This is a genomic window from Williamsoniiplasma luminosum (assembly GCF_002803985.1).
Lineage (GTDB): Bacteria > Bacillota_I > Bacilli_A > Mycoplasmatales > Mycoplasmataceae > Williamsoniiplasma > Williamsoniiplasma luminosum.
Map to the genome: position 1 here is coordinate 639,965 of NZ_CP024963.1, position 20,448 is coordinate 660,412.

Sequence of the window (20,448 nt, forward strand, 5' to 3'; positions counted from 1 at the left end):
ACTTTCTATTTAAGATTAAATTTATTATAATATAAATATGAAATTAAAAAGCAACCAACCCTTAAATAAAGACAAAATTTTTAATGATTTAAAAACATTAGCAAACAAATCTTATTCACCTTATTCTCACTTCAAAGTGAGTTGTATTTTGTACTTGAAAAATGGTCAAGAAATTCATGGTGTGAATGTTGAAAATGCGGCTTATTCACCAAGTATTTGTGCTGAAAGGGTTGCTTTACCTCAACTTTTTATCAACGATTATACAAAAGATGATGTTGAATTATTTGCCTTGTATACTGATGCTCTGGAATTCGGATCACCATGTGGTGTGTGTCGTCAAGTAATGATGGAATTATTAAATCCAAACCAAAAAGTTTGGATTTATAGTCAAAAAGGCTATCAAGATGAATTTGAAGTTCAAGATTTTCTTCCTTATGCATTTAGTAAAAATGATTTAAAGAAATAACCAAAATTAATGATAATTTAAAATTAAAAACTAGGAAGCAATTACAAGATAATTGCTTCCTGGTTTTACTTATCATTGATTTGACGAATTTTTTGTTTCATGATTTCTAAATAAATTGGTCTATGAGTGACTTGGTATAAATATTTAGCTCAATGAGCTCACAGAAAGTTGTGATATTGAATCAATTGGTTAAGTTTGATTAATTCTTTTGGAGTTAAATTTAACAACGAAATAAATGCTTGATGTTTTGATTTTGGCAACGCTTCACTGATGAAACTTGCATAATCAAAGAGATAATGATTTAAACTCACATATTCAAAATCAATTAAAAACATTTTGTGATCCTTAATTAAAAAATTTTCAACAATTAAATCATTATGACTTAACACCGGTGGTGTTTCGTCATAATAGTTCTCAATAATTAAGTGAATTTCTGTTTTTCAAACTTTTAATTCTTCAATCACTCCAACTTTGTTAGTGAATAATTTTAAAAAAGCTTGAGGATTAAACAACTTTAAATCAACTTTTTGTTGTTGTAATTGATGAATTAATTCGATAACTTCTTTCATTTTTTGAATGTCTAAACTCTTAAGCTTTAAAGTTGTAGCATTTTCATAATAAGGCATTTTAAAAACTCATTTATTTCATTTATGTTTGATTTGATTTGGAACAAGAATAAAGTCTAAATTTTGAACTTGTTCATAAAACTTTTTTTCATTTTCGCGATCCATAAAATAATCAATGTTTTTATTCGAAGTTTTAATAAAAACATTGTTTTTTATTTTAATTTTATTTGTTGTATTAAGGATTTTTTTCATACAATGATTTTACAATATTATGAGTTCATTTGATAGGTTATCAAAAAATGATTTTTATCATAAAAAAGTGTTTTAATAAAATTTCTTGTTTAATTAATTAATTGAATAGTATTGTTGCTTAATGATATGTGTTTTAAACGTACACATACAATGTTGAAATATTAATGTATAAAAAGATGGGATTGTGAAAATTTTTAATATCAATAGAAAATAAGCATATATAAATATAAATAAAAAATTCTAAATTATAAAAATTAGAAGCAGATTAGAGTATGTTAAAGACGCCAATTCTTTTCCCTGAGTATTGCATTTAACATACTCTAATCTCTATAAATTGATATAATAACAAAAGAATATAGTAAAAAAATAGTTCAAAATGCCAATTTTTGCAAATTGTAGAATTTATTTTTTCCAATTTAATTCTATGTATAAAACATAAATCTATAGCCAGATAAGAAGGAGAAAAATATGTTAAATCTAGAACAGATAAACCCCGATAAACTAATAAAATCATTCCCTACACAATTTTTAGAACACTATAGCTATAATTTTTGAGCAATTATTTTATTGGTAGTTACAATAATTTTAGCAATAATATTTTTAATTGGTTGTTTTATATTTATTCCAGATCGATTTTCCGAAGAGCCTTTTAGTGCATGAGCAGGTCTTATCTTTGGATTGGGACTCGTGATTGCAGCAGCAGTGGGCACAGCAATTCTTTGAAACCGTGTAACAGATACAGTAACTTCTGAACTTCAAATTTGGATGCTTGAAAATCAAGTTAATTTTGGTGAAAGGATGTTTAATGATTGATTTCTAAAAAATTATGGTAAATTTCAAATTTCTGATTATCAATTAGGATTAATGATTAAAGACATGCAAAATATTGGCATTTGAAACATGTAACATCATTAATTAATTAGAGATAAAAAACTTAAAGCAAAATAAAACTAAAAAGGAGGTTTTAGAAATGAAAAAATTATTAACATTACTAGGTGTTTTTGGTGTCATTAGCACTACTATTGGTACTGCGACAATGGTCGTTTCGTGTAAAACTGAAGACATAACAGATCTTTATAAAATGTCAGATAAACAAACACCCAAATTATTTGGAGGAATGTTTGTTACACAAATCGAAGAAATTATTGAAAAATCAATAACTGCGTATAATAAAGCTACAAAAAAAGATATAGATTACAAAATTGATTTATCAACAACTTCTGAAACGGGTTGAATTGACATTTTACCAACAACAAATACTAAATTAAAGGTTCATTGAATAAAGAATGGGGGTATATTTGCAGGTGGTGGTAGATATTTGATATGCAGTTTTCCTTTACGAAGAAAAGTTGATATTACTCCAAAAGATATTGCATGAGGTGTTCCAGATAATACAATTAAAAGAATACTTACTCCTTCGGAATATATTGATTATTTAAAATCTTTAAAAACAATCACCATTGGTCAAACAAAACGATTAGCTAGAATAAAAATTTGGGAAATTATAAAAAAATTACCTAATTTAAATGACATTACTTTAGAAAAAGATTTGAAAATTATAATCCCTGGTTTAGGTGATGAGGTTGAAGTTGGAAACATAAATGTTATAGCTTCATCTGATTCATCTTACATTCTAGGTTCTTTTACTATTGGTATAAATCCCCAACCAAATAAACCAGAAATTAACAAATAAAAATATTTTAAAATTTCTTATTAAAATTCAAAAAAAGATTAGATATATTAAAACTTAATGCTAGTTTTTCGTATCTTTTTTTGTTTTTGTTTTAAAATAAATAGTATGAATAAACCAATAATTTGGATTGCTACATCCAACGAAGATAAAGTTAATGAATTTAAAGTTTTTCTTTCAAATTTTGAAATAAAAACTTTAAAAGATTTACCAGACTATGTTGAACCAGACGAAACTGGAACAACTTTTGCTGAAAATGCGGTCCAAAAAGCCCAAGCATTATCAGAACATATTCAAGGAATGGTTGTGGCTGATGATAGCGGCATTGAAGTTGAAGCATTAGATAATTTTCCCGGAATTTATTCACGACGTTGAGCATATCCAATTACTGATTGACCAACAATTAATCAAAAATTAATTGATAAAATTAACGTTGAAACTGATCAAAGTAATTGAAATGCACAAATGATTAGTGTGATGGCTCTTGTTGATGTGACTTGTGATAAAGTCGAAACTTTTGAAGGGATTGTTCAAGGTAAAATTAGTCATCAAGTTCAAAATCATCACCAAGGCTTTGGTTATGATTTAACTTTTATTCCTGATGGAAGTGAAGTTACTTATTCAGAAATGGGACCAGCCAAGAAGAACGAATATTCATCAAGACAAATTGCAAGTCAAAAATTAAAAACATATTTAGGAGGAAGAAATGAGAAAAATTAACATTGTTTTATATCAACCTGAAATTGCTCAAAATGTGGGGGCAATTATGCGGACTTGTGTCGCGATTGATGCTCGATTACATTTAATCGAACCATTTGGTTTTATTTATGATGATCGTCATTTAGCCCGACCAAGTGCCAACGAACATCAATTTGTGGATGTTGTTCGCTATGATGATTGAAATGATTTTATCAACCAACATCCACAACAACCCTTATTTTGTTTATCAAGATATGGACAAAAACCAATTAGTGATTTTAACTTCAAAGATCTTAATCAAGAAGTTTATTTAATGTTTGGCAAGGAATCAACCGGGATTCCAAAACAAGTTTTGATTGACAATATTGAGACAACGTTCCGCATTCCGATGGTTGAACAAGCCAGAAGCATTAATATTGCCAACACTGTTGGAATTGCTAGTTATGAAGTTTTAAGACAGTGAGATTATTTAAATTTAAGCAAAGAAGAAACCCAAAAAGGCAGAGACTACTTATTGAGTGGGGCTTGGGTTGGAAAAGAGGAATAATGATTTTTGATACACCTTATGAATATTGTTTAAGCGATTGTGATGGAACAATTGTGGATAACGGTTTTTACCCATCAGAAGCGACAAAAAAATCCATTCGCAAATACCAAAAAGTAAGTGGATATCGTTTTGGTTTAATTACTGGAAGATTGGCTATGGCCAATCTTAAATTAGTTGATGATTTAAACGTGCAACTCCCAATTGTTGCTTGTAATGGGGCGGTCGTGATGGATTTAAAACTCCAAAAAGTTTTATTTGCCCAAACTATTCCTAATGATTTAGTGTTCCAAATTTTTGATGATTGTTTAGCAATTGGGGTCGAAATTATGCTTTACAGCCCAACCCAAATGCTTGCCAAAATTGGTGCTATGAGAATTGAATATTGAATTCAATACCAAAAATCAATCAAGAAGAAGCATCGTTGAGAAATTCAACAATTTGAAACTTATGCAGATTTACGTCAAGCTGTTGAGGAACAGAATTCTTCAATTGTTGAATTTATTATTAAAACTAATAGTGACCAAGAAGAAAAATTATTGCATGAAATTTTTCAAAAATACGCTCATGCAACAACAAGTGTCGAATCGTACCCACAAATGTATAACATTACCGCATTTGGGGTGGATAAATTCTCTGGTTTGAAAAAATGAGCTGAAATTGTTAATGCTGATTATCAAGAAATTGTGGCTTTTGGGGACAATTATAATGATCTAACCATGATCCAAGGTGTAAAAAAAGGTATTTGTGTTGGCAACGGGGTTGATGAATTGAAACAAGTTGCTTGAAAAATTATTGAACCAGTTCATGAAAATGGGGTTGGGTTAGAGTTAGAACGAATGATTGCTGAAAAAGATTAAAGTTTTTAGTTGCTTTTTGAGCAATTGTGATATAATTAGGAAAGTTTATGATTTAAAAGGGAAAAAATTGTTTTATTTCATGAATAAATGCACAAGATGCAGATGGAGAAACAATGGCTTTTAAAAAATTAGAGTTGAACGATTCAATCTTAAGATCACTTGAGAAAAATGGATTTACTAAACCAACAGAAATCCAAGAAAAGGGAATTCCCGTTTTCTTGGAAAACAAAAACTTATTCGGAAAATCAAGCACAGGAACTGGAAAAACAGCTTCTTTCGCTTTACCGATTTTACATAAAATAGATGTAACAGATAAAAAAGTACAAGCAGTGGTGATGGCACCAACCAGAGAACTAGCTTTACAAATTTTGGACCAATTCAAAAAATTTAGTTCAATGATGGCAAATGTGCAAATTGCACCATTAATTGGTGGAGCAAGAATGGGTGACCAAATTGCTAAATTAAAAAATTGTCAAATCGTGGTCGGAACACCAGGAAGAATTAATGATCACATTAACCGTAAAACATTACGTTTAGATAATGTTAAAATAATTATTCTTGATGAAGCTGATGAAATGCTAAAATTAGGATTCAAAAATGATATTGACGCTGTTTTCAACGGTGTTGAAAACAAAGTTCAAATTGGATTATATTCAGCAACAATTTCACCAAAAGTTTTAGCAATCGCAAATAAATATATGGGTGAATACGAGTTTATCGAAGTTCAAAACCAAATGGATGTAAACAACAACATCAACAACACTTATGTAATTACTAAAGGTTACAAAAAAGAAGATGTAATGGTTAAATTAATCGAAAAACACAACATGCAAAGATTTATTATCTTTACCAATACTCGTGCTAACACAACTAAAATTTCTCGTGTTTTAGACCAAGCTGGAATTAAAAACGAAGTAATTAATGGAGATAAAAAACAATCTCAAAGAACAAGAGTGATGAGAGATTTTAAAACAAGTCGTTTTAGAGCTTTAATTGCAACTGACGTTGTTGCTCGTGGAATTCACGTTGATGGAATTGATTATGTGATTAACTTTGAAATGCCTGTGGATGACGAATATTTTGTTCACCGTATTGGAAGAACTGGAAGAAACAACGAAACTGGATCAACAATTACTTTCATTAATAGTATTAATGCAGTTAGACATTTAAACCATGTGATTAAAGAATTTAATTTAGAAATTGATGAAGAATTAATTGACGATATTGGTTTGGAAAAATCAAAAGACATGGACCGTCCTGAAATTCATGACAAATACCGTCCAAGAACTAGTTATGCTGACAGAAGAGATTCTGGTCGCGGAAACAGTCGTGGTGGTTCAAGAAGTGGATCAAGAGATGGTCAACGATCAGACTCACGTGGTGGATCAAGAAGTGGTTCAAGAGATGGGTCAAGAAACAATTCTTGAGGGGATAAAAAACCAAGTTCAAGAAGCAATTCATGATCTGATCGAGGAGCATCAAGAGATGGAGCTCAATCTGAATCAAGAACTAATTCAAGAGATGACTCAAGAAGCAATTCTTGAGGTGATTCAAAACCAAGTTCAAGAAGTAATTCTTGAGGAGATAAGAAACCAACTTCAAGAGATGGAGCAAGATCTGATTCAAGAAGCAATTCTTGAGGGGACAAAAAACCAAGTTCAAGAGATGGAGCTAGATCTGATTCAAGAAGTAATTCTTGAGGTGATAAAAAACCAAGCTCAAGAAGTAATTCATGAAGTGATTCAAAACCTAAACGTTCATCAAATCGTGATGGATTTGATGGTGGGTCAAAACCTGGAAAAAATTTCAGAAACGATAAATAAGCAAAAAATAGAACAACTAACCAAGTTGTTCTATTTTTTCTTTCATGAGTTTTAAGTATTTTCTTTCTCGACTTGCTTGATACATATATTTTGCTCAATGAGCTCAAAGATAAGTTTGATATTGCATTAATTGATTGAGTTTGATTAATTCTTGATGGCTTAAATTTAACAATTTAATAAATTCACGTTTTTTGACCATTGGATATAATTCATTGGTAAAACTTGCATAATCATAAAGATAATGATTATAACTAACATATTCAAAATCAATCAAAAAGATTTGATGTTCTTTAATTAAGAAATTTTCTGGAACTAAATCGTTATGACTTAACACCGGTGGTGTTCCGTCATAATAGTTTTGCAAAATTAAATCAATTTTGGGAGTTCAATGGTTTAATTCTTCGATTAAACCAACTTTACTAATAAATAAATCCAAAAACTCACGAGGGTCAAAAACTTTTAAATCGTATTTTTGTTGATGTAACTCATCAATTAAACTAAGAATAATTTTCATCCGATCAAGTTTTAATTTTTTGATCGATAATGTTTTACTATTTGGGTAATAACGCATTTTGGAAACTCAACGTTTGCCTTTATGTTCAATCTTATTGGGGGTTAAAGTGAAGGATAAATTTCCGGGATTGTTGATAAAAATTATTTTCATTTTCACGATCAATAAAATAATCAACTTTTTTACTCGACTTTTTCACAACTTTATTTTTTTTGACTTTAACTTTGTTCGTTAAACCATGTAATTTAAATTTTTTCATCACAAGCACATCCTTTCACACTCTTATTTTATTCTTGGATTGACCAATATTTATCTTTATCCCTCAATTTAAAAAATATATTTTTTGCAGAAATCAACTTTAAATAAAGAAAAAGGTACTAAAATTGGGAATTTTCCTAATAAAAAGCGAATTATTTCATTCTCAAAAGTAAGTGCTTTTGAGAATGAAATAAAATAAGTTGAAATGAATGAAAGCATTATATAATTACAAAAAAGAAGAGATAAATAATTAAAAAGGATGGATTAATTATGAAATGATGAGTAGGGTGATTAACACTTGGAATCGGTTTAATTATCAAGTTTAGTACTGGTCTTGATTGAATGATATGTTTTGTTATTATTACTGCTTTGGAAGTTGGAATCTTCTTGTTTTCATGGTTAATTAAAAAAGTTGATAAAAATGATGACAATGATCCATTAATTAATTTAAACTTACAATTTGTCTTAAATGCTGAAGCAGAAAAATTAGCGTTACAAGAAAAAATCACAAAAGAAACTTTTGTGAAAACTTTAAAGAAAATAATGAGAATATCTCGAGGCCAAATCAAATTATTAGAAGAGATAATAAAATTGTGCAGCACATTAGCAAAACAACAACCGATTCAACAAGCAATTGATGATTTGAAAGAAGAAATTGAAAACCTCAAACAAGTCATTGATGATCATATGGTTGAACAAGCAAGTTCTCTGAATCAAGCTTATCAAACACTTGGGATTCATGAGGATATTTCTGATCAAGCTTTAAAAACCAAATATCGAAAACTTGCCTTGAAATATCATCCTGATAGAAACAAAACTGAAGAAGCTAAGGAAATAATGACTAAAATAAATATGGCTTATGATTTGATTAAACAAATAAGAAACTTGTCATAATATATATCTTTAATTAAGGGTAATTAATTATAAAACATTAAACATACTCAAACGAATTTTGAATTCGACATGTTAAAAGCACCATCTTGATAAAAAAAATGTGTTGTTTTTAACATTTTGTAATCTATGAAAAACATTTAAATTATTAAAATTATATTTTGTTCAAGTAGAAAATTACAATTGGCAATAAATAGATACTAATTTATTGCCAATTCTAAAATTTAATATTGCTATAATAATCATAGGAGATAATAATGAGTAAAGATTTTTTAAAAGCATCTATAAATTACATAAAAAACCAGAGAGATCAATTTTTTATTACTGATGAACAAGCCTTAATGGAATTAATAAAAAATGCATATGATGCAGATGCTACAAATGTTGAAATTTTATTTAATGCAAAATTAAATCAAATAATTGTTTCTGATAATGGTAATGGGTTTTCTCAAGAAGATTTTCAAAATTTAAAAATTGTTGATGTTAGTAATAAAAAAACAAACGAACCAAGAATTATAAATAAAGATGGAATTTTAGAAGAAAGAATTTTTACGGGTTCAAAAGGAAATGGTTTTTTCTCATGTTTAAGATTTTGTAATCAAACAGAAATACACTCTATAAATAATTTGCATAAAAAAATAGAGTGGTGAAAATATTTAAATGATTCAAATAATGAAATAGAAGAGATAGAAATTATTGATGCTAACCCAATTGATTTTAAAAATTTTAAAACAATAATAATATTGGAAAATAAATTAAATGAGTGTTTTTCTCCTAACTTAATATATAAAGAACTTTTTGAAAATATCCAACAACAATTAGCCTATTTAACATTATCTAAAAACTTCAAAGTTAATTTTATTTTTATTCCAAGTTATATCCAAGAACAATTAACTATTTCGGATGAAGAAAATAAAAAAATAGTAGACAAGAAAGATGTTTTTACACCATCCGATATAAAATCGGATTTTAAATTTATAGATGATAATAATTATTTTATATGAAAAATAAATGCAGAATATTTACATAAAGATAATAAAGTTTGTATTGACATTGAATACACTAAACCAATTAATGATGAAATATACGAACCAAATAAAGTTTTTGAACAAATAAAATATCCTTTAGAAAAACAATATTATATAAACACAAATATAAATTTTGGATTAAGAAGTCTTAAACCAGAAACAGAAGATAATGATTCTATAGATGAAACTCATTTAGATAGAATTAATAATATGTTTTTAGAAAAATCAAATGAAGATAAAAATTCTAAGCCTCATAGAATCCTTTTCATAAATGGTGTAAAAAATTTTATAAATACAAAAGATTTCATTAAAGAAAAAGATGATTTTGATTTAAACACAAAAAAATCTTTAATTTATATAAGTTTTAATTTAACTAATGAAATGGGTTTAGATACAAATATGGTGAGAACCCATTTAATAGATAAAAATAAAAATAAAATAGACCAAGAATTAATTGAAATTTTTTCTAAAATAAATAACAAAATTCATGATTGTGTGAAAAAATTTTATAAAGAAAATTTAACTAATGAAGAGAAAAAAATAATTAGAATTAACAAAGAGATTGATAGAAAGCCGCTAAAAATTAAGGCTGAAATAGCAAAAAACATTAGATCATCAACATTGGACATGTGAAATAATTTGGGCGATAGACATATAATAGATCATAGAGTTGATTACATTCGTAAGATATTATCGGAAATTTATAAAATAACTACCAACAAAGAAGTTGATAAAAAAATACTAATAAAATACGAATATACATTTTATGCATTAATAAGAATGTTTAGCGAAATCTTTCTTGTGTATTATATTATTTGAAACTTTGAGGTTGTTTATAAGAATAATGAAATAAAATATTTTTTTAGTATATTTAATAAAACAAATAATTCAGATGATCTAGAATTAGATGATAAAAAATTCGAATCGATAATTTCAATTTTAAAAACTATAGCAGAAATCGAAAACAATATAAAAACTAAAGAAAATAAGAGTTTTGCCGATTACTTAAAAAAATATAAAGATGGGTCAAAAATTAAACGTCGTTTTAAAGCAATTGAAATAAAGACAAAATATAAGGATTTTCCGAATGAATTGATTGATTTTGCGGATGAAATAATTCAAGATTTTAATATTGAGAAATATGATTTTAAAATAATGCAAAAGAACATTTCCTATATAAATGACATTATTCATGGTAATGACTTTGATTCTAATAAGAAAGATGATCTTCATGATGGTATATCTAAAATGTTTAATGTATTTTCTAAAATGATAAATAAAATGAATAATAGCTAAAATAACTTAATGTAATTTTTTAAGTTACAGTTAATTCTTTTTCAGAACACATAATCAAAATCACAATAAAACGGTTTTTAAGATTATGTGTAAAGAAAATGGATTTTATTATGGCTAGAAAATATAATCATAGAGAAAAAAAATTTAGAATTCAAAAATGTAAAATTTTGTAGTTTTATACGATATTTCATACCCATCATTTGCAAAATTAGTTAAACAACATAATTCTTTTGATTATGTTGTAATTTCTTAAGAAGAAACAACAAACCTCGATTTAGATAATAATTTAATAGGCTGTAAATTGGCAAAAATAAATGGGAGTTTATAAATTTTGTGTAAATTCATTTTTAAAGTTTTATTCAATTTTTATGTCATAGATCTTCGATATTATATTTTGAAAAAATATTTGAGTAAAAAATAAAATCAAAACATTTTTCCATAATTTCTCTTTGATCTTCTTTATTTTTAGTAAAATAATTTAAATTTAGTTCATGCCTACCTTCTCTAGTTTTTCTTAATTTCATATATTTAGGAGTATCTTTTGCAGAAGTGCTAAAACCACCAATACTAGTAATTGCTATAAATCATTCTGGGCTTGTATAATTTACGGTCAATGTCGAAAAATGCAATTTAAATACAATCATAAATAATTGTGCCATCATTGCATCAGGTTGTTGGATATCGTATCCAAATCTTTCACCACGAACTAAATTTTTAAATAACATTATTTGATTATCTTTAAAAAAATCATTTATCATTTCTCCTATTCAAAATCCTTTGTGATTTCATTTAATACCTTCTTTGTGTATTTTTGATCATTTATTATCAGAATAATATTTTCAATTAATAATAATTTCCTTTTTACCATTTCTATCAATTGTAATTCTTTTCTCTACTTCTAAATCAAATGTTCTAAATCCGGAATTTTGAGTTGTTGTCATTATCGAAAAATCAATAACAATATACTTTTCATTTCAATCGTCTACATTGCATTCATCAACACTTATTTGAAACTTATCGTCGTTAATAGCTATCATATCAATTGCATTCTTTGAAAAAGGCATTAAAGTAGGCGACACACCCAACAATAAATAATAAATTTTTTTCATTTTTTCACCTCATCATTATTATAAAATGCTTTTTTCCTGTGATTTATAATTTTTTTGAATGTGTTCATTGGTTTATAATATTGATAACGAAAATAACATTTAAGTTTTAAACTATTTTAAATATTTTTAATAAATTTTAAACTATTTTAAAACTCGTGTTATATTATGGATAGGAGGGTTTTATTTTGTTAAAAGATGAAAGAAGAGAAAAAATCATTAAAATCATTAAGGAAAAAGACTTTGTTCAAAACAAAGTGTTAGCCGAATTAACTAATTCAACTATTCAAACGATTATATCTGATGTTAATGAATTGCATAACGAAGGACAAATTATTAAAGTTTATGGCGGAGCTAAATCTTTAAATTCGAATTCTAAAAAAATGCAAGAACATTTTGATGAAGAAAAAAGCAGAATCAATCTTGGTGCAAAAGATCTAATTGCTAAAAAAGCTGTTGAATTAATCGAAGATGGAGATTTAATCTTTATTGATACAGGTACTTCTACTAAACAAATGATTAAATATTTAATCAATAAAAATATCACCATTGTCACTAATGGATATTCTATTGCGCTTGAGTTGATAGAATTAGATTTTGAAGTTTGTTTAGTTGGTGGGGTGATCATTCCATCAACCCATGCAACTGCTGGAGAATTATCATTAAAATTTATCGATAATTTTTATTTTAATAAATCTTTTATCGGAATGAACAGTCTTGATGAAAATAATTTCTATACCACTAACATTAAAGAAGCTATGGTTAAAGAACGAGTGATAAAAAATTCTGAAAAATCTTTTATTCTAATGGACTCAAGTAAATTTAATTCTAAAAATAAAATTAAAGTCGAAACCAAAAATGCTACAACATTAATAAGTGAAAATACACCCTCTGAATACAAAGGAAATTTTATTCCTGCTTAAAATTTATAAGCAAAAAAGGAGAAATTCTATGAATAAACATAATAAGCATGAATTGCTTGTTCATAATATCTTAGAAAAAATTGGTGGATTTAATAATGTTAAAGATGTTTATCATTGTGCGACTAGAATGCGTTTGGCATTACACGATCCTAACATTCCAGTCGTCGAAGAATTAAAAACAATCACTAATTTAAAAGGTGCATTATGGTCTAATGGTGAGTTACAACTCATAATTGGACCAGATGTATCAATAGTTACGGAAATATTTAAAAAAGAAATTGCAAAAACCCCAAAGAAGAATTTGAACGAATTTGAAATTCATTATGAGAACAAAAACATAAAACAAAATGTAGCATGATACAAAAGATTTATTAAATCTATATCAGCGATTTTTGGACCCTTAATCCCATTTTTAATTGGGGTTGGTCTATTAATGGCCTTTCAACAATTATTAATTAGATCCGGATTAGGATCTGATTCAACAATTAAAGATGCCGTTCTAGGTAAAGATTATAATGTTTTTGATTTAGTTCTTAACATAATAGCGAGTACAGGCTTTAAAATGATGGGTGTAATCGCTTTGTGATCAACAGTTAGATATTTAGGTGGAAAAACACCAATCGCCATCGCTTTGGGGCTAATAATGGTCTCTCCAATTATTCCAATTGATGGAATTAAATTATTTGAACTAGGTAATTGAGAAATTATTTTAAAACCGTTCCATTCAACAATTTTAGCCTTCATTTTAATTGGGGTTGTTATTGCTTATTTTCAAAAAATAATGGAAAAATATCTTAATTCAACAGTTAATTTTTTATTAAATCCATTTCTATCATTATTCATAGGAGGGTTGTTAGCATTCTTTGTATTCGGACCTGTGATGGGAGTTGTTGAATCATCCCTATTAACTGCATTTAATTGATTTATGGGCTTGCCATTCGGAATTGGAGCTTTAATTGTTGGTTTAACTTGACAACCATTGGTTGTGTTGGGTGTACATAATATTTTATTCTTTGCCGCCGTAACTGCTTTAGGTCAACCTGGTGCTAACCCATCAATATTTTTAGCAGCAGCTTTTGCTGCAGCTTGAGCACAAATGGGGGCAACCATTGGAGTTGCATTACGAAGCCGTAAAGCAACTGATAAGTCTGCTGCAGTTGCAGCTGCTGTTCCTGGAATTATTTCGGGTCCAACTGAATCATGTATTTATGCTGTTAATTTACCAAGATTAATTCCATTTATAACTGGAGTATTAGCTGGGGGAATCGGTGCTTGAGCGATTGGAATTTTTGGTGTTGGTTTAAATAATCTAGCCGGACTAGGAGGAATCGTTGGTTTCCTAGCATATACTGATAAACTAGTTTATGCTATTATCATTGATTTATCAGCATTTGCTTTGGGAATAATTTTAACAGTCCTTTTGTGAAAAGAAGAAAAAAATGAAAAAACCTTAGCAACAATTACTACTAGATCATTTGCTAAAGAAGAATTCTTAAAAAGCAAAATTGACTTTAATGCGAATGAATTGATTCATTTACTTAAACATCTAAAAAACAACAAAAATTATGAAGAAGCAATTAAAAGATTAGAATTTTTAAAAATTATCTTAGAAAAATATGACCAAGAATTAACAAATAAAATAAATCAATTCATTGACAATCTTCAGAATAAAAATTTGGATAAAAAGTTAATTAATGAAATTATTCAAAAAGCGAAATTGATTCAATCAGAAGATCAATCGAATTTAAATCAAATATATTTAGACATTCAAGCTGAATTGAAAAACCTAAAAATTCTAAAAACAGAATTAAAAAAATATGGAAAATCTAAACTGGTTGTCAAAAATAATTTAGAATTCAAATTAAAAAAACTTTTAGAAAAACAAGAAGATCATGATGCAAAATCATTTAACAAAAACCAAAAGTTGATAAATTCTAATGAAGCAAATAAATCAATAGTAGTTAATTCCTTTAAAAATAAAGACTCTCAATTAGATAAAATTCAAAACTTAGAAACAAAAATTAAAACAATAACAACAGATATTGAAAATAGTCGTTTATATCTAAGCGAAATCACTGAAAAGTATTATCAAAATTTTGAAAAACAAGTTGAAAAAGTTGAATTAATTAAAAATAAAGATCTTTCAAAATTTAAAGCATTATATTTTAATGATATTCACAAGTTAGAAATTTCCGAAAAATTAATTAATCCAAAAGTTGCATTAAATCAAAAGTAAAATATAAACATAGAAAGAAAAAATTCAAATATGGCAAATAATATATACGTAATTTCGTTAAGTCCTGCAATTGATTACATTTTAAAATTTGATGAACTAATTAAAGATAAAACAAATAGACCTTATTTTACAGAAATGTACCCAGCTGGTAAAGGAATTCATGTTTCGATGATTTTAAATAATTTAAATGTAAAAAATGAATCAATCATTTTTTCTAATGGTGATTTTGAAAATTATTTTTATACTAATTTAGACAAAATCAACATTAAATATAAAAAATTTAAATCAGAAGGAGATATTAGAATTAATTTAAAACTAATTGATGCTCAACAAACCGAATGTAGTGTTCAGGCTCCAAGTATTAATCAAATCGAAATTAATAAAATGAAAGAATATTTGAAAAATAATCTTCAAGAAGGTGATTATGTAATTGCTACTGGTAGTGTTCCATCAAATATGTCTAATATTTATTCAGAGATTGTCGAACTTACTAATTCCTTAAAAGGACATTGTGTTATTGATGCTTTTGGCGAATCGTTAAATTTGTGCATAGATAAAAAACCTTTTTTAATAAAACCCAATCTTGAAGAATTGGCTTTTACAACGAAAATGCAAATATCAAATGAAAAAGAAATAATTCAAGCAGCACAATCATTATTAAAAAAAGGCGCTCAAAATATTTTAATTTCAATGGGCAGTGATGGAGGGATTTTTATAAATAAAAATCAAATTTTAAAATGTCCAATTGGTAATTGAAATAAACAAACCGTTAATGTTGCTGGAGCCGGGGATAGCATGTTGGGTGGTTTTATCAGTGAATTTATAAAAACGAATGACTACACCCAAGCTTTAAAGAAATCGATTATTTGCGGAAGTGCAACAGCTTATTCGAATAAAATTGCATCAATAGAATTAATTAATGAACTTACTGTACCCATCGAAGATATTAAAGTTACAAATTTATAGCAAAAAATGAAAGCATGACTTACGAGGCGACCAACCTACAAAAGTAATGCTTTCATTTTTAACTTTTAATAAAATAGAGATTTTGTTTTATTTTTTGTAGTAAAAATCGAGTTTTTTAACAATTATTTTTTCGTTTTTATCTGTTAAACTGTTTATATGAATACTGTTAAACAAAATGAATTTATTTTTAAAAAATTAGAAGCATATATTAAAAAAGAAAATAATAATGTCGAAGAAATTAAGATTATCTCACCATTTATTTCTAAAAAAGGAATTAAATTTATGCAGGAAATAATCGATGAAGCCAAAGCTTTAAAAACTTTTAAAATTATTACTACAACATTTGATGGAACATCTAAATTTTTGGACTTACATGCGCTTAAAACTTTTAAAAAACAAAATAAAAAAGTTGAAATTATAATTGAAAACTCTTATTTGTTAAATATGGAAAGATTACATTCTAAAAATATTATTTTTGTAAAAAGTGAAAATAATAATTCTTCTGCTTTTGTCGGATCATCAAATATGACAGATAAAGGATTAAAAACCGGGAAAGAGTCTAGTGTTAGAGTTGATTCAAATTTTAATCCTAGATTATTTGAAAAAATTAATAATTATTTTGACATGCTTTGAGAAGATGATCTTCATTTTTTTAATATTACAAATCAAGATATGCTAAATATTGTTGAAAGTAAAATGGAAAGATTTAAAAACCAATTTATTAAACCTGATTTGAAAGATACAGATTTTCATTCCATTGTTACCAAAAATGAACCTATGCAACTTTTTGAATACCAAAAAGTTGCAATTAATAAAATTTTTGAAAATATAAATAATGGAAATAAAAAACATCTGTTGGTAATGGCAACGGGAACTGGCAAAACGTTTACAATTATGTCTTTTGTTAAACAATATTATGAGAATCCTGATGTTCATAAAAATCACGATTTACCTAAAGTTTTATATTTAGCACCAAAAAATGAAATTTTGGAACAAGCAATAATAAGTTTAAAAAATACATTTAGCGAAATTCAAAACGATGATATATTTAAATTTTTCAATAGTTTAAATCAAAGTAATAATTATAAAAATGAAGCTTTCATCTTTTCATCATACCAATCAGCTCTTTTTAATCAAGAATGACTAGTTAATCAGCATTTTGATTTAGTTATTATTGATGAAGTTCACCATTCAGAAGCTTCTGGATTAAAAGATGTTATTTCTAAAATAGATAAAAACACAAAACATATAATTGGTTTGACTGCTACTCCAGAAAGAACCGATGGCGTTAATATAGCTTCATACTTTGATAATCAAATTCTTTTTAATATGTCTTTGCACGAAGCTATAGATTCGGGCCATTTATCAGATTTTGATTATTTCTTTGTTGATGATACTTCTACTGTTTTAACTGGTTTAGATATTAATAAAGATTTAACTAAATTAGCAAAACAATTAAACACCAAAAACAGACATGAATTAATTTTAAAAACTATTAATGAAAAAATTATCCCATATGAAGATGATGATGTTAAGGCTATATTATTTTGTGTAAATATTGAGCATGCCCAAAACACATCAGATTTTTTAGAGACACAAAATCTTAAATCAAAAGCGCTAACTTCTAATAGTAATGATAAAGAAAGAAAAGAAATTTTAGAAAATTTTAAAAAAGGAAACATAAATTTTCTTTGCGTTGTTGACATTTTTAATGAAGGAATTGATATTCCTGAAATTAACAATATTTTATTCTTAAGACCAACTTCGTCTTTTTTGATTTATATTCAACAATTTGGTCGTGGTCTTAGAAAACAAGAAAATAAGGTTTTATCAGTTTATGATTTTGTAAATAATGTAGATCTAAAAGTTAATAAAAAATATCATCCATTTTGATTAACTAAACTATTAATGGGTGATAACATTAAAAACACAACTCAAATTATTTCTAGCATTAAAGATAATGAATTTAATACAAGGGAAAAATGAATGCCAGGAAATTCAATTGTTCATTTTAATCCAATGAATAAAAAAATAATAATTGATAAATTAAAAGAATATGCCAAATTTAATGCATTTGATTCATTATTTGATAGTTATTTTGAAAAAATTAATACGTATGATGAGTATGAAGAATTCTTCTTTAATAGTCAGCTAGAAACATACGAATTTTACCAAAAATTAAATCAAGAAAATTTAATTAGCAATCAAGAAAATTTGGAAATAGGTTCGAAAGACAAAGACATATTAATGAATTTTTCGACTTTAAATCATCAGAAAATAATTGAAGAATTTTTAAAAATTATAAAAACAGAAAATAAAGTTGATCCTTTTTTAGAAGAATTATTTATATCTTATTTTTATACTAACAGAACCACAGTTAATAAATATAAACCAAATTTAACTCGAGCACTGGAAACAATTTTTTCTAAAACAGAATTGTTAAGAGAACTTGAATATCTTTTAACATTTAAGTTAAATAATGAAGTTTTGATTCCTAATGAACTTAATGACTTTAATAAAATGATTTTATCTCAATTTCAAATGCAAGTTATCATGAATGATTATTCTAAAAATGGAACGATTGAGGCTAAAACAATTATGAAAGGTGTTCAAGAAATATCTAATAAAATATTTATTAATGCAGGAGAAAATACACAAAATTCTAAATTTGGTCATAAAAATTATTTTGATGAAAATGAAAATATTCTTCATTGGGATTCTCCTGATGGGTGATCCTTAGATAATCAAAAATCTAAAGATTTACTGGCAATATTAAACAATAATCTCCCAGTATATATTATTTACAAAAGCAATAAAATAATAGAAAAATTTAACACTAAAAAGTACGGAACTTTTATCGGACTCGTAGATCACATTTTGCAAAAAAATGAGATAAAAACTGAAAATGGAATCAAAAAAATCCAATTTCAATTCAAAATCAAGCCTTTATAGGCTTTTTTATTTTTTGGCTCTTGAAAAAAAAAAAAAAAAAGATAACCTTTTTATATGCGAAGGGTTAGATAAAATATGGAAAAAATTAGAGTTTTTGAAACATTTGCAGGTATTGGAGCACAACATAAAGCATTAGAAATTTTAAAACAAAAAAAGATAATGGATTATGAAATTGTTGCTACTAGTGAATGGGATGTTTGAGCCAATATTTCTTATCATGCAATTCATAATCATAATCAAAACATTGCAAAAAATTTATCTGATCAAGAAATTCATAATTTTTTAAAAACCTTCACTCTCTCTTTAGATTCAAAAACACCAGCCAAATTTGAATCAATTAAAAAATTAAGTCGAGAGAATAAAGAAGTGTTATATTCATCATTAAAATTAAATAACAACTTATCTGATATTACAAAAATTAATGGTCAGGAACTGTATCAAAAAACTAAAGGTTTTGATTTGTTAACATATTCATTTCCTTGCCAAGATTTATCAACAGCTGGAAGTTTTCATGGTGGAAATAGAGGTATGAGTAAAGATTCAGGCACTAGGTCTGGTCTACTTTGAGAAATTGAAAGAATTTTAAAAGAACTTAAAACAAATGGTGAATTACCTAAATTTTTATTGTTAGAAAATGTTAGGAATATGCTTTCTTCTAAACATATTGAAGATTATAAAGTTTGACTTAAATTTTTAAAAAAACTAGGTTACAACACTCAAACATATTTATTGAACGCTGAAGATTTCGGCACGCCACAAAAAAGAACAAGAGTTTTTGCTTTAAGTGTTTTAAAAGCTGGAGATAATTTCAAAGATACACTTTCTACAATAAAAGAAGTTGTAGAAAGTGAAAATGTGCCAAATTCTGTTTCTGATCTTTTTGAGATAACTAAAAAAATAAATGAAATTATAAAAGTTGATTATAAAGAATTGAATCAAGAACAAATTAAGGAATTTATGTCATCAGTTCCCAATGACACTCCATCTAGAAGAAGGATGTATGAAGAAAACCCAAAATTATTTTGTTCTAATCAAGAAAAAAAGATTAAAACAAAAGTTAGAAGAGATGAAGCGGGTTTTTTACCCAATTGTAGAACCATTACAACAAAACAAGACAGAAATCCAAATGCTGGAGTTATTGATATAAAAGGTTCTGATTTAGAAAAACAAATAAATCAAATTGGTTTAATCAATAAATCGAAATATCGATTTTTAACACCAAGAGAATGTTATATGTTCATGGGTTTTGAAGAAAAAGACTTTGAAAATGTTTTGAAAAATTTTAACAAAAAAGATATTTTGTTAAGACAAGCAGGTAATTCTATTGCTGTAAATGTATTGGTGGGAATTTTTAACCACATGAATGAATTAGGAGAATAAT

Annotated in this window: 17 protein-coding genes; 14 read left to right on the plus strand and 3 right to left on the minus strand. The window is 26.6% G+C overall.

Annotated elements, in window-relative coordinates:
• The first annotated feature begins 37 nt into the window (after positions 1 to 37).
• The gene (cdd, locus tag ELUMI_RS02850; RefSeq protein ID WP_051449475.1) at positions 38 to 466 is read left to right on the plus strand and encodes a cytidine deaminase; all 429 of its coding nucleotides are present in this window, start codon (positions 38 to 40) and stop codon (positions 464 to 466) included.
• 65 nt (positions 467 to 531) lie between these two features.
• Here cdd and ELUMI_RS02855 read toward each other — a convergent pair whose 3' ends face one another.
• A complete protein-coding gene (locus ELUMI_RS02855; protein ID WP_025734704.1) occupies positions 532 to 1,284 on the minus strand; it encodes a phosphotransferase in 753 nt (250 codons plus the stop codon).
• A 468-nt stretch (positions 1,285 to 1,752) separates the two neighbouring features.
• Here ELUMI_RS02855 and ELUMI_RS02860 point away from each other — a divergent pair, with 468 nt between their 5' ends.
• The 6 genes from ELUMI_RS02860 (at position 1,753) to ELUMI_RS02885 (ending at position 6,900) form a co-directional block, all read left to right on the plus strand.
• Positions 1,753 to 2,190 (plus strand): hypothetical protein, encoded by a 438-nt coding sequence (locus tag ELUMI_RS02860; RefSeq protein WP_025734703.1) that lies wholly within the window; start codon positions 1,753 to 1,755, stop codon positions 2,188 to 2,190.
• Positions 2,191 to 2,254: 64 nt separating this feature from the next.
• On the plus strand, positions 2,255 to 2,977 hold the full coding sequence (locus tag ELUMI_RS02865) for a hypothetical protein (protein WP_025734702.1): 723 nt from the start codon (positions 2,255 to 2,257) through the stop codon (positions 2,975 to 2,977).
• 105 nt (positions 2,978 to 3,082) lie between these two features.
• Positions 3,083 to 3,694 (plus strand): non-canonical purine NTP pyrophosphatase, encoded by a 612-nt coding sequence (locus ELUMI_RS02870; protein ID WP_025734701.1) that lies wholly within the window; start codon positions 3,083 to 3,085, stop codon positions 3,692 to 3,694.
• Complete coding sequence (locus ELUMI_RS02875; RefSeq protein ID WP_025734700.1) at positions 3,681 to 4,220, plus strand: tRNA (cytidine(34)-2'-O)-methyltransferase; 540 nt, start codon at positions 3,681 to 3,683, stop codon at positions 4,218 to 4,220. Before ELUMI_RS02870 ends, ELUMI_RS02875 begins: the two co-directional genes overlap by 14 nt.
• Entirely contained in the window at positions 4,220 to 5,077 is an 858-nt protein-coding gene (locus ELUMI_RS02880; protein ID WP_025734699.1) for an HAD family hydrolase, read from the plus strand. The genes ELUMI_RS02875 and ELUMI_RS02880 overlap by 1 nt, the downstream gene beginning before the upstream one ends.
• Before the next feature lie 113 nt (positions 5,078 to 5,190).
• Positions 5,191 to 6,900: a DEAD/DEAH box helicase gene (locus ELUMI_RS02885; RefSeq protein ID WP_025734698.1), complete on the plus strand. Its 1,710-nt coding sequence runs from the start codon at positions 5,191 to 5,193 to the stop codon at positions 6,898 to 6,900.
• Positions 6,901 to 6,916: 16 nt separating this feature from the next.
• Here the strand turns inward: ELUMI_RS02885 and ELUMI_RS02890 are convergent, their stop codons facing one another.
• Positions 6,917 to 7,564 carry a phosphotransferase family protein gene (locus ELUMI_RS02890; RefSeq protein ID WP_084040372.1) on the minus strand — a complete coding sequence of 216 codons (648 nt, stop codon included), beginning with the start codon at positions 7,562 to 7,564 and terminating at the stop codon, positions 6,917 to 6,919.
• 375 nt (positions 7,565 to 7,939) lie between these two features.
• On the opposite strand from ELUMI_RS02890, the gene ELUMI_RS02895 reads away from it, so the two are divergent.
• Together ELUMI_RS02895 and ELUMI_RS02900 are read left to right on the plus strand one after the other, a co-directional pair.
• The gene (locus ELUMI_RS02895; RefSeq protein WP_025734696.1) at positions 7,940 to 8,563 is read left to right on the plus strand and encodes a J domain-containing protein; all 624 of its coding nucleotides are present in this window, start codon (positions 7,940 to 7,942) and stop codon (positions 8,561 to 8,563) included.
• A 254-nt stretch (positions 8,564 to 8,817) separates the two neighbouring features.
• Positions 8,818 to 10,884, plus strand: coding sequence for an ATP-binding protein (locus tag ELUMI_RS02900; RefSeq protein ID WP_025734695.1), 2,067 nt, complete (start codon positions 8,818 to 8,820; stop codon positions 10,882 to 10,884).
• A gap of 347 nt (positions 10,885 to 11,231) precedes the next feature.
• On the opposite strand, the gene ELUMI_RS02905 is transcribed toward ELUMI_RS02900, so the two are convergent.
• A complete protein-coding gene (locus ELUMI_RS02905; protein ID WP_025734694.1) occupies positions 11,232 to 11,993 on the minus strand; it encodes a hypothetical protein in 762 nt (253 codons plus the stop codon).
• A 185-nt stretch (positions 11,994 to 12,178) separates the two neighbouring features.
• Here ELUMI_RS02905 and ELUMI_RS02910 point away from each other — a divergent pair, with 185 nt between their 5' ends.
• The 5 genes from ELUMI_RS02910 (at position 12,179) to dcm (ending at position 20,447) form a co-directional block, all read left to right on the plus strand.
• Positions 12,179 to 12,913 (plus strand): DeoR/GlpR family DNA-binding transcription regulator, encoded by a 735-nt coding sequence (locus ELUMI_RS02910; RefSeq protein WP_025734693.1) that lies wholly within the window; start codon positions 12,179 to 12,181, stop codon positions 12,911 to 12,913.
• A 28-nt stretch (positions 12,914 to 12,941) separates the two neighbouring features.
• On the plus strand, positions 12,942 to 15,149 hold the full coding sequence (locus ELUMI_RS02915) for a PTS transporter subunit EIIC (protein WP_025734692.1): 2,208 nt from the start codon (positions 12,942 to 12,944) through the stop codon (positions 15,147 to 15,149).
• Positions 15,150 to 15,179: 30 nt separating this feature from the next.
• A complete protein-coding gene (locus ELUMI_RS02920) occupies positions 15,180 to 16,115 on the plus strand; it encodes a 1-phosphofructokinase family hexose kinase (protein WP_025734691.1) in 936 nt (311 codons plus the stop codon).
• A gap of 156 nt (positions 16,116 to 16,271) precedes the next feature.
• A complete protein-coding gene (locus tag ELUMI_RS02925; RefSeq protein ID WP_025734690.1) occupies positions 16,272 to 19,067 on the plus strand; it encodes a DEAD/DEAH box helicase family protein in 2,796 nt (931 codons plus the stop codon).
• Positions 19,068 to 19,142: 75 nt separating this feature from the next.
• Complete coding sequence (dcm, locus tag ELUMI_RS02930) at positions 19,143 to 20,447, plus strand: DNA (cytosine-5-)-methyltransferase (RefSeq protein ID WP_025734830.1); 1,305 nt, start codon at positions 19,143 to 19,145, stop codon at positions 20,445 to 20,447.
• Position 20,448 lies beyond the last annotated feature (1 nt).